Below are 10,960 nucleotides of genomic sequence, written 5' to 3' on the forward strand. Positions count from 1 at the left end.
TGGTCTTCTGGTCAGGTGAGCTTGGGAAAATAAAGTCTTACCAAGCCCCTCCCTTTAGGGATGGGGTTCCTGACTATTTCCCTTGGGCTTTATCCCTTTAGAGTCCGGATGGGTGAGTGGTTTCTCTCTAAAGGGTAAACCGATTAAGGCAACCGCGCGGCTAAGCCGGATTCCGGAAGAAATGCCAGGGGATTGACCGCTCCTTGTTCGGGGAGATGCACTTCAAAGTGCAAATGAGGACCGGTGCTAAAGCCGGTGCTACCCATCTGCGCGATCGCTTGACCGGCTTGCACGCGATCGCCTTCACTCACCAGAATCCGGTGATTGTGGGCATACAGGGTGATGCTCCCATCCAGATGTTCGATCTCTACTAGATTCCCATACCCCCCCATATGCCATTCGGCGGTAATGACGATCCCCTCTGCTGCTGCTAGAACGGGAGTCCCCACCGGTCCTGCAATGTCGATGCCGTAATGCATCCGTCCCCACCGCCAACCATATCCCGAGGTGAAGGTTCCTTCTGCGGGCCAGATATACCCGTTCATCGTCGGTGGCACCTCGGGTAAGTAAAAGCTGGCGGCTGCTAGAGGAGGTAATTCAGCGGATAATGGCGAGCCGAGGGAGGGTTCTAGCAGTTCCTCTGTTGGGGTTATGGGTTCGGGGCGAGTACCCAAGAGTCTAGGCAATGCCGCGATCGCCTTTTTGTTCAGTTCGATCGCCGCCGCTAACGATGCTTCTTTCTCCGATTTTTCCAAGGGTGGCTGTTGCTGTGGCTGCGGTAAGTTCTCCGGTTGAACTCTCGGTGTTTGAGGCGGTGGATCCAAACGTTCCGCTTTCTCCTGAGCGTTGAGAGTATTCACGCAGCTCAGGGCAAGCAGAAGTGCTGTGGTAGATAAAATTCCTAGTTTCATGTTTGTTCACCTTACGATCGCGAATTACCCGGCAAGGAATCGTCCTGGTTGACCTGTAGTTTTACGGACAAGGTAAAGTTTAAAAAGCCTCAAACCCTTACAATATCGAGAGTGTAACAGTTTAGACACTGGCTGGTTGGTTTTCCTTAGATGTCTGACCTCTTCAGGCTTGCTGTGGGTTCATCAGGCTCAATTCCACAATTTTTTGTCCGCCAACGATAAATCAGTTACGAGCCTCCGAGTAACGAATTTTCCTGTCGTTCGGGCGATCGAGCCAAAAATGCGCCCTGTCTCTAACCGCGCACCCTAAATTGGAGAGACTTTTTGCTGGTTTTAACCTCATTTGGTGGTGCGGAGTTTGATTTTTCCGCGAACCCCGATAAATTTGAGGTTTTGTCAATTTCTCATTGAAAGATAGCACCCTAGCTCTTGTCACTCGTTATGGTTTACTCCTATGTCTATCATTATTTATTCTTAAGCTCATTTATTATATAACGCAAGGCTCAATGTAAAGGCATAGATAAGCTATTGTAAATTTAAAGTAAAGTTGATGCCATTGATAAGTTTTTCTGGCTCTAATGGAGCAAATGTGAAATTTAGATGAAATTTTCCTCGGAAAAAACCGCCGCGATCCAAGCCCAACCCATTGGGATTCTCCCACGAAGGCGGGCCGAGGTCTTTCTATGACCGAGAATTTCCCGTTAATCTCCCATTCGAGCGTTCCCACATAACCCTGTTTGGGTTAAAATGACCTGACATGTTACGACAAAATCGGCTGTGTTTTGTGACTAAAATACCAACAGCCTTCGCCAGATCGTTGTCAACAACTCGCCGTTAACCCTGTGGGGTCTAACAGAGGCTTGCACTTCCACACCCGCTCGTTGCGATGCCAGTTCCAGGCTCTAGAACCAGAAAGTGAAACAGCCTTGCGCAGGTTCAAGCAGTGTTTTCTGGATAGTTCCGAGGTGTAACATGGGCGATCGACCCCGCGCCGTGGAAGGCGTTGCGCGAACGCCCTGGTAGAGGCAAATTGACCCCGGGGAGGGCAATTCTTCGGGTTGACCCTCCATTTCCCCACTGTGGCTTTTTCCACATGCAGGCGGTAGGTTAATTAAAACGGCATGGAGGCGGCAATTTCTTTCCCACAAATAGGCGATAAATCGCGTCTGTACAAGAAGTGTAACGGGAGTCCTTTTGCCGCATTTCAGATGGTTTGACCCAAGCAACCTCAACTGAAAAAAATTTTTTCGATCGCCCCACAGGTATCCCCAGTTTGACCCTGTGGATCCTCAACCGTGGCTGGCGATGACAATTTCGGATCCACATCGGTCAAAAATCCGGCTCCCAGGGGTGGCTTTTCTCGCCGAGATAACCCCTGTAAAAGCGGACATGGCTGTACAGGCGGTTTTCTCATTAGACAAGTTAAATTTTTTGTGAAGTTCTTTGAAAATTTTTCGGGTGGGATTATAATTATGCCAAATTATAATCTGCTGAAAAATTCAGAAAACGGATAAAAGTGAAAGCTAGGGGTGACAATTTACGATGAACTTCAAATTGAATGCATTATTTTTACCATCCATATCAGACTATCAACGATTGATTATACTGATTCTGCGAAAAGCCCTATCATTGGAGGTGGCGATCGCCGTGGTGTTGCTGTCGGCTACCATGTTCCTGAGCGGATGCGATCGACCTGCTGTCACCCTACAATCTGATTCGCTGGCCAAAGTAGAAAAAGCGACCAAAGACTATCTGGAAAGTCCGGGATTTCTGAAAGAAGTGATGGGCGAGGGAGTCAAACCCCATCAGACATTTTGCGCCTATCAAGTGTATGGAATCGAAACCAGACAAGGTAAATTTTACCACTATTTGTGGACGCTTTGCCAGGAATACAATCTCACAGATACTCAGCTAAAATCAAACAGTGAAGTCAGTTTTCCCATCGCCCTCATCTTAGAAAAACGCGGCTTATTGTATAAAGTTATTCGGCATCAAATGCCGCGCGGGGGCGAACATTATTCTGAAGATTTAACCACCATTTTCCCAGACTATATATTGCAAGCGGTGCGGTTGCAATCCAACGATACCACCACAGTAGAGCGACTGCTGACCCGACTCGAAAAAGAAAACACACAAGCGGCTAATTCGTATTTTAAGATAGAGTCCCCATAAAAAATTCCGGTAAAAATAACCCTGGGGAGAGGTAGGCGTGCCTCCCCCACAGGTGCGGAATTTATCCCACTCAGGAAGAAAATCGGAAGCGAACCGAGGGAGAAAATATATCCCCGAAATGAGGGGGCGATCGCAACCCTTGCGCTCATTCCTCCCTGAAATTTTGCTTAAACATTAAACCGGAACAGCATCACATCGCCTTCCTGAACCACATAATCTTTCCCCTCACTGCGAAGCAAGCCTTTTTCCTTCGCCGCATTCATCGAACCACTGGCAACCAAATCCTCATACGCAATCGTTTCCGCGCGAATAAAACCGCGTTCAAAATCCGTATGAATGACCCCTGCAGCTTGCGGGGCTAACATTCCCCGAACAATCGTCCAAGCGCGAGTTTCTTTCGGTCCGGTGGTCAAAAATGTCTGCAATCCTAACAACTCGTAAGTTGCTTTAATCAGAGAGTGCAAGCCGCCTTCCGAAACCCCCAAAGATTCCAGAAAATCGGTGCGTTCTTCTTCCGGAAGTTCGATGAGTTCCGATTCCACCTGTGCCGAAATGACCACCACCTTGGCATTTTCCTCGGCGGCAAGTTCGCGCACCTGTTCTACCCATTGATTGCCCGTTGCCAGGTCATCTTCCGAAACATTTGCGGCATAAATAATTGGTTTGAGCGTCAGCAAATCTAACTGTTGAATCAATTCGGTTTCTTCTGCGGTTAAATCAACTTGACGCACTTGCAAGCCTTCATTCAACGCCGCCGCTAATTTTTCCAGAACCGCTAACTCGCTTTGGGCGTCTTTATTGGTGCGCGCTTGCTTGCGGGTGCGTTCCATTCGCCGCTCGATTTGGGCCAAATCCGCCAACCCAAGTTCCAGGTTAATCACCTGGATATCCTGCAACGGATCCACTTGACCGGCAACGTGAACGATATCCTCGCTTTCGAAACAGCGCACCACATGAACGATCGCGTCAACTTGGCGAATGTGGGATAAAAACTGATTGCCCAACCCCTCGCCTTGGCTGGCTCCTTGCACCAATCCGGCAATATCCACAAACTCGATGCGAGTCGGAACAATTTGCTCGGATTTAGACAGTTTGCCCAGCACTTCGAGTCGTTCATCGGGTACTGCAACCACCCCCACATTGGGTTCGATGGTGCAGAAGGGAAAATTTGCTGCTTGCGCTTTGGCATTGGCAACTAACGCATTAAATAAGGTGGATTTCCCCACGTTGGGGAGTCCGACAATTCCGGCTCTTAGCATGTTAGGAATGAAAGGTAAAAATTCGTAGTTGTCTGTGTGGAAATACAGTTAATCCCCGGGGAGTTAAGGGGGGAGTGACTCCGAATGAACTAATGTAGCAAAAAATGGCAAAATCACCCAGCGATCGCCCAGAGTTTGCTTCCCCGCGATCTTAATCGTGAACCGAACCATCGGGCATGGTAGCTCCACTGAGATTAGCATGAACGAAGCTTGCCCCCCGCAGATTCGCACCCGAGAGATTCGCCTCCATCAGATTGGCTCGATAAAGATTCGCCCCACTGAGGTTCGCGTTGCGTAAATCCGCTTTACTCAAATCGGCTTCACTCAGACAAGTGGGTTGGCTCGCCTGCTGATTTTGCAATTCTAGTTCGTCGCCGCGCAGAAACAAAGTAAACGGTCCGATGCGAATTTTTGCCCCATCCGGGAGTTCCATCGAATCGTTCACCTGCTGTTCGTTGACGAAGATCCCATTGGTGCTTTTGCGATCGCTGATGATGTAGTTTCCGCCTTCGTCAATTTCGATAGTGGCGTGACGGCGAGAGACGAAAGGGGAATACAATTGTAAAGTGACGCTTGAATCGCGACCGAGAGTGACGGGACACTTGTGTTTCAGGGAAACCTTGCGCTCCAGGGTTGCTTCTTTTTTGGGACTGGAGAAATCTGCCCCCACTAAAATGGCTTCAGTGAGATTGGCGCGGCTGAGATTCGTATCGCAGAGTTTCGCCCCTTTGAGATTGGCTTTTCTCAGGGTGGCTTCACTTAAGTTAGCCTCGACCAAATTCGCTTTCTTCAGGGAAGACTCGCTGAGATTCGTGCGGCTGAGATTGCTACCAGAGAAATTCGTGCCATCGAGTGTGGCTTTGGTTAGATTTGCTTCGCTTAATTTGGCATTCCGTAAATCTGCTTCGAGTAAATTCGCCTCGATTAATTTCGCCCCAAACAATTCCGCATTTCTCAAATCCGCTTTTTCTGCTTTCGTCCCGGTTAAGTCAGCATCGTACAAGCGAGATTCACTTAAGTTAGCTGTATTGAGTTTTGCTCCGTTCAGCTTGGCAGCATTGAGAGTAGCAAAGGAGAGATTTGTATCGCTTAAATTAGTCTGACTTAAGTTAGCTTCTGTTAAGTTAGCCCGGGTTAAATTCGCGCCACTCATATCGGCGCGGGTCAGATTGGCGCGGGTCAGATCCGCATCGCTGAGTTCCGCACGAAATAAATCGGCGCGAAATAAATCGGCGCGATACAGGTCGGCAAAATTGAGTTTCGCACCAAACAACTTGCCATTGCTCAAGTCAGCGCGACAGAGATGGGCATTTTCCAGATTCGCGCCACTGAGCTTGATCCCGCTCAGTTTGGCCTCATACAAATCCGCACAACTGAGGTCAGCATCGTACAGATCCGCCAGACTGAGTTCGGCAAACATCAGATCGGCCCGCACCAGGTAGGCACCCCTAAAATCTCGTTCTCCTGCTGCATAACGCTTCAGCAGTTCGTTAGCATCCATATCTGTATTTTAATGGTTGGCAATTCTTGAGATCTCTATCTTCCCAAAACAAAACCCCCGTTGCCTGTAGCCGATCGCCTGCAGCGCCACTAAAAGCTCCTTTAGGGGCGAGGAAAACGTTTGGCCACCAAAGCTTCGGCTTGCGCGCGATCGCGAATTTCGCCATCCACCGTTGCCGCCAAAACCACATCCAACATATCCTTGAAATGCGGTCCGGGTTTGTAGCCCAGTCTCTTGAGATCGTTCCCATTAAGCAACGGTTTAGCATCTGCCCATCGGGTGACATATTCCCAAATCCGCCGACGCAGAGATCGCGCAGCGTTCAGGGCAATCAACATCAACATAGCCACATCATACCCTTTCAGCAATCGCACCAGATCGCTGGGGCGCTGCGCCTCCCTCACCTGAGTGACTTGGGCTGACGCCGCCGCCAACCCTTCCAGGCGATCGATACTCTGCGCACTCAGTTGCAGATTTCTCGCCACCTCGCCCCGATAGGCCGGTGCCAAATGGGCGATGATGACTTCCAAGCGAATTTCCCAATACGCCGGTAAATGAAACACCTGCTTTGCCGACTGGTTTTTTCCCCTTTTTGAACCTTTCAAGGCCCCATTCTCCTTCACCACCACCCCTAAACTGCGAATCCAGCGATCCACCAACTGCAGCTTACGCCACAAATCGCGATCGAACGCCAAACTCGGATGAATGCAGCGCAAAGCATCAAACGATCCGAGCAGTTCCAAAGCCGGTTTCCAATACGGCGCTTGCAAAATGTATTTCAATTCGCTTTTCAGTCGCGTTTCCAGGGCGGGGACGCGACGATTTTCCGTCGCCGATAACTCGTAAATCCCACTTTCAATTGCCAGCCTGATATACCCTTGCGTCTGGGGTTCGATCTCGAATCCCAACCGTACCGCAAAGCGCACGGCGCGATAAATTCTGGTCGGGTCTTCGATAAAGCTATTGGCATGTAACACTCGAATCCGTCGGTCTTGCAAATCGAGCCATCCGCCGAAGAAATCCAACATCTCTCCGCGACGATTGGTTCCCGTGAGCCTCACCGCAAGGGCGTTAATCGTAAAATCTCGGCGGTACAGGTCTTGGCGAATGGAAGAGGCTTCTACCTCTGGATTGGCGGCGGGATAGGGATAAAATTCCGTGCGGGCGGTGGCAATATCGATCCAGAGGGAATCGAGTACCGGGTCTTTGTGCCACAACAAGGCAGCGGTTTGGAATTGACCGTGGGTGTCCAAGCGCGCCTCGGGATACTGTTTTTGCAGTGCTTTGGCCAGTTCGACCCCCGCACCGGCATCGGCGGCGCGATGATATCCGTCTACCACCATATCGATGTCGGTGAGCAGAAGTGGGGATTCTGATTGGGGCGCTGCTGCAACCTCGATTTGGCCGCCATCCTGGGTGGCATTGACAAGTACGTCGCGCACTGCGCCGCCTACCAGATAGAGGTGCCAGCCGCGCTCTTGCGCCAATTGGGCGGCGCGATCGAGCAGGTGCCACAATGGCGGGGCGAGGCGACGCGATAGCAGTTGCTCTAGGGATTGGGGTAACGGGCAATAGGGAGCAACGGGAGAGGGGAAGCTGGGTTTCTTGGTGGTGGCGTTTTCGTGATGCAGTTGTCGCAGCACGTCGGTACGGGTGACAATTCCCTGCAATTTTCCCCGATCTAAGACCGGAAGGCGTCCCACGTCGTAGGTGACCATAATCTCTTCGATTTCTGGCAGCGGAGTTTGGGGATCGATGGTTTTGAGATTGGCACTCATGTAGCCTTTGACCGGGGCGTGGGAAAATCCGTGGTGGAGGGCGATGTCGATATCTCGCCGGGAAATGACGCCCACCAGAAAGCCCTCGGCATCCACTACGGATAAACCGGAGTGCCCGTAGCGCAAGAGAATGCGTTGGGCTTCGTGAATTGTGGTTTCCGGGCGGATGGTTCGCACCGGAGAGGACATGAGTTCGCGCGCCACCGGTGGGGGGGGAATTTGCTGTTTGAAATGGTCTAGGAGTTGGGCGAAGGTGGCGCAGGCTTGGGTATCGCGGCGGGTGAGGGAGGCAGCCCGGGGATGACCGCCACCGCCCCAGGGTTGGAAGAGGGTTTTGAGATTGGTGCCCGGAATGCGCGATCGCCCGATAACCGTGAGGCGCTCTTCCTCTCCGTCTTTTAAGGGGAAACGATGTCCGAGCAGCAGGGCGTCACTCTCGGTTAAGTCGATCGCTCTGCCGGCTAAACTGGATAACCCAGGCACGTAATCTTCGCTCTCGAGCATGACGCTGGATACGGTATATCCCTCTAGGGTTTCGGTTTCCAGTCGATCTAAGGTGGTGGCCAGCAGGTCTTGCAATTGGCCTGATAATGCGGGTTCTACGTATTCCGCGATCGCCGATAAGGAGGCTCCCTGCTGCATCAACCACCCCAAGGCATTGGCATCCCGAGGGGTACTGTGGTGAAAGGTGAGCGACCCGGTATCTACATGAATGCCTAAGGCCATGACGGTGGCTTCCGCTACGCTGATAATGGCAGAATGTGGATTGTTCGGCGGGGGAATTAAAAATGGTGAATGGGGGTCTGGTTTGCGCTCTGTGGTGAATTCTGCGTTTTCTGTGGCTTTTTGGAGTTGTTCGACGATTAAGGTGGTGGCAGCTCCTACCGCTTCGATGTGGGTTTCCGTGGCGGGAATGTCCGAGTGTTCCGTGAAGTGATGATCCCACAAATAAATGGGTAAGGGTAAGTCTAACCATTCCCTCGCTTTGCCTAGGCGATCGCGCAGTTGGGTATCGACGATGGTTAACGAGCGGATCGCTCCTGGATTGACCGATCGCCGTTCGATGAGCGGATATTCATCCCGATGCAGCGCCAAAAACTCCCGCACCCCCGGATGACAACCGCCAGTCAGTACGATCCGGCTTCCCGGATGCAACCGCGTCAGCCCTACTGCTGCGCCGAGGGTATCGAAATCTGCTGTGGTATGGCACAAAATTAAATCCATTTCTCTTTCCTTTGTTGCTCAATGCTGCTGCAACCTGGTTTGGCAAACCGAATTGAGTGCGGCGCGTTCGTGTTTTCTTTCCTGCAAGATTTGTGCGCGATCGCCACTGGCTCTTTCTATAGTAAGTGGCTTTGACTCCTCTGTGCCGTAATGTAGCGTTGCCCAATCCCCTTCCCTCCCCCTTCCCCCCAATCCAACACAGCACGCCCGGGGAAAGGCTTGGATTCTCAATTCTGAGTTCCCAATTCCCAATTCTCAATTCCCCAGCGCTTGTCCTTTGTGGCGGAAGTGCTGTACGCTTTGCCAGCACGAAAGTTTTTTTGCCTCTATGAGAGCGGAGCGTTTTTTGGTAGCCTAAAACTGTTGAGCAAGCGTGCAACGGATCGGGCGAAAGCTTTTTCGGTTACGGGCGATCCCCGGGGGTCGTCGCGCCGGGGGCATTCCCCCTCCTTCTGGCTCAACCGGATATTATTCATGCCACTCTATTAAAGGGAGAAAGGAAAATGTCAATTCTATTTCAACTGGCACTTGCGGCTCTGGTTATCCTCTCGTTTGCAATGGTGATTGGCGTTCCCGTCGCCTATGCTTCCCCCCAATATTGGAATCAATCGAAACCCCTGCTGTTCATTGGTTCTGGGGTATGGCTGGCTCTGGTGGTTTTGGTGGGAGTCTTAAACTTTTTGGTGGTTTAAGCAACCTCAACTTTGGGTCGATCGCTGCGGCAGAAACTTTCTGGCTGTCTCTATGGTAGACACCCTCCAACCCTCCGGGGAGGATTGGCGCACATCAGCGATCGCCCTCAACCGCAATTTCATTGAGTACAACTGCAGAATTCTTCTATGGCTGTTTTCGAGGGAAGGTTTACCCACACCGAAGGCTTGCGCTTGGCGCTCGTTATCGGTCGCTTTAACGATTTGATTACCGGCAAACTACTACAGGGATGTCAGGATGCTTTGCAGCGTCACGGGATCGATGTGAATCCTCATGGCACCCAGGTGGACTATGTTTGGGTTCCCGGCAGTTTTGAAATTCCGATGATGGCGCGACAACTGGCCCTGTGCGGGCGCTACGATGCGGTGATCTGTCTCGGGGCGGTAATTCGCGGGCATACGCCTCATTTTGATTATGTGTCCGCTGAAGTTTCTAAGGGCATTGCCGCCGCTGGCTTTCAAACCGGTGTGCCGGTGATTTTTGGCATCCTTACCGCAGATACTATGCAGCAAGCCCTGGAACGTGCGGGCATTAAAAGCAATAAAGGCTGGGAATATGGAATGAATGCCATCGAGATGGCGAGTTTAATGCAGCAATTTAAGGGCAGCGGCGACGATCGCAATTCCCCCGCCGCAACCAGTGGCGATCGCGGTTTACCCGCCTCCCGTTCTCCCAACTCCACCACCCTCGAGGTGTCTTCTCAGTCAGAGTCAGACGGCTGAAACCCTCACCGCCGGAGAACTGCGAGCCTTACCGCCTTCCTCCGGCTAAAAAAATTTTCCAAAAGTGTTGACAAACTCAGAAGTTTGTGAAATACTAATAAAAGATTGAAATTTGCGGGTATAGCTCAGTGGTAGAGCGTCACCTTGCCAAGGTGAATGTCGCGCGTTCGAATCGCGTTACCCGCTCTATAACGCAAAACTAAAAAAATGGCAGTGGCGATATCGTCCCTGCCATTTTTGGCGATCGCAAAGGTGCAGATCCTCCGTGGCGTTTCCCAGACGGCAGGGGAACAGGGGAAACTGGATGCCCACCCTTGCCAGGGGGTAAATGTGGTAAATATGGTAAGATATCAACCATTCCGTGCGATTCGTTCCCGCAAAAGTGGAGGGTAAATGCCCGAAACGTAAGCGGGGCAATGAACACAGCCCCCAAGGCTGAACCCCCAGAAGACGATAAGTCTGATGGTTGGCCAAAACAAAACGGTATAAACCGATAAAAAAAAAGTCAACCAAAAACCTCGGAAAACTAAAGGTCAAGAGAATTTCACAACTCTTTACAAAATCCTTACAATCCGAAGGAAAACTGGGAAAACCTTGACAACTGGATGTCGATGGTGGTGAAAGCCCACCCCATGAAGTGTGTCATGTGAAAGCACCTCCCCCACGGTAGCGACTGGTCATC

At 51.2% G+C, this 10,960-nt stretch carries 9 protein-coding genes and 1 tRNA gene; 4 read left to right on the plus strand and 6 right to left on the minus strand.

The features are described from left to right. Positions 1–143: 143 nt before the first annotated feature. Positions 144–911, minus strand: a complete 768-nt coding sequence (locus LKK83_RS17325; protein ID WP_324632506.1) for a M23 family metallopeptidase — start codon at positions 909–911, stop codon at positions 144–146. Between the two features lie 1,228 nt (positions 912–2,139). After that, a complete protein-coding gene (locus LKK83_RS17330) occupies positions 2,140–2,325 on the minus strand; it encodes a hypothetical protein (RefSeq protein WP_324632507.1) in 186 nt (61 codons plus the stop codon). A 182-nt stretch (positions 2,326–2,507) separates the two neighbouring features. Here LKK83_RS17330 and LKK83_RS17335 point away from each other — a divergent pair, with 182 nt between their 5' ends. Continuing rightward, positions 2,508–3,083 (plus strand): hypothetical protein, encoded by a 576-nt coding sequence (locus tag LKK83_RS17335; RefSeq protein ID WP_324632508.1) that lies wholly within the window; start codon positions 2,508–2,510, stop codon positions 3,081–3,083. Between the two features lie 167 nt (positions 3,084–3,250). Here LKK83_RS17335 and ychF read toward each other — a convergent pair whose 3' ends face one another. The 3 genes from ychF to LKK83_RS17350 all read right to left on the minus strand — a co-directional run bounded on the left by ychF (position 3,251) and on the right by LKK83_RS17350 (position 8,845). Next, positions 3,251–4,342: a redox-regulated ATPase YchF gene (gene ychF / locus LKK83_RS17340; protein ID WP_324632509.1), complete on the minus strand. Its 1,092-nt coding sequence runs from the start codon at positions 4,340–4,342 to the stop codon at positions 3,251–3,253. Positions 4,343–4,493: 151 nt separating this feature from the next. After that, positions 4,494–5,843 carry a pentapeptide repeat-containing protein gene (locus LKK83_RS17345; protein ID WP_324632510.1) on the minus strand — a complete coding sequence of 450 codons (1,350 nt, stop codon included), beginning with the start codon at positions 5,841–5,843 and terminating at the stop codon, positions 4,494–4,496. Between the two features lie 101 nt (positions 5,844–5,944). Continuing rightward, a complete protein-coding gene (locus LKK83_RS17350) occupies positions 5,945–8,845 on the minus strand; it encodes a CBS domain-containing protein (RefSeq protein ID WP_324632511.1) in 2,901 nt (966 codons plus the stop codon). Between the two features lie 503 nt (positions 8,846–9,348). On the opposite strand from LKK83_RS17350, the gene psbZ reads away from it, so the two are divergent. From psbZ to LKK83_RS17365, 3 genes are all read left to right on the plus strand, one after another. Further along, positions 9,349–9,537 carry a photosystem II reaction center protein PsbZ gene (gene psbZ / locus LKK83_RS17355; RefSeq protein ID WP_324632512.1) on the plus strand — a complete coding sequence of 63 codons (189 nt, stop codon included), beginning with the start codon at positions 9,349–9,351 and terminating at the stop codon, positions 9,535–9,537. A gap of 147 nt (positions 9,538–9,684) precedes the next feature. After that, positions 9,685–10,278, plus strand: a complete 594-nt coding sequence (gene ribH, locus LKK83_RS17360; protein ID WP_324632513.1) for a 6,7-dimethyl-8-ribityllumazine synthase — start codon at positions 9,685–9,687, stop codon at positions 10,276–10,278. Positions 10,279–10,392: 114 nt separating this feature from the next. After that, positions 10,393–10,464: transfer RNA gene (locus LKK83_RS17365), tRNA-Gly, on the plus strand. Here LKK83_RS17365 and LKK83_RS17370 read toward each other — a convergent pair. Next, on the minus strand, positions 10,465–10,695 hold the full coding sequence (locus LKK83_RS17370) for a hypothetical protein (protein ID WP_324632514.1): 231 nt from the start codon (positions 10,693–10,695) through the stop codon (positions 10,465–10,467). Between the last annotated feature and the right edge of the window lie 265 nt (positions 10,696–10,960).

The organism is Phormidium sp. CCY1219 (genome assembly GCF_035615515.1).
Classification (GTDB): Bacteria; Cyanobacteriota; Cyanobacteriia; order Cyanobacteriales; family Laspinemataceae; genus CCY1219.

Coding starts and splice junctions, on each gene's coding strand:
- LKK83_RS17345 (WP_324632510.1), bottom strand. CDS start 5,843: ATGGATGCTAACGAACTGCTGAAGCGTTATGCAGCAGGAGAACGAGAT.
- ribH (WP_324632513.1), top strand. CDS start 9,685: ATGGCTGTTTTCGAGGGAAGGTTTACCCACACCGAAGGCTTGCGCTTG.
- LKK83_RS17350 (WP_324632511.1), bottom strand. CDS start 8,845: ATGGATTTAATTTTGTGCCATACCACAGCAGATTTCGATACCCTCGGC.
- LKK83_RS17325 (WP_324632506.1), bottom strand. CDS start 911: ATGAAACTAGGAATTTTATCTACCACAGCACTTCTGCTTGCCCTGAGC.
- psbZ (WP_324632512.1), top strand. CDS start 9,349: ATGTCAATTCTATTTCAACTGGCACTTGCGGCTCTGGTTATCCTCTCG.
- ychF (WP_324632509.1), bottom strand. CDS start 4,342: ATGCTAAGAGCCGGAATTGTCGGACTCCCCAACGTGGGGAAATCCACC.
- LKK83_RS17330 (WP_324632507.1), bottom strand. CDS start 2,325: ATGAGAAAACCGCCTGTACAGCCATGTCCGCTTTTACAGGGGTTATCT.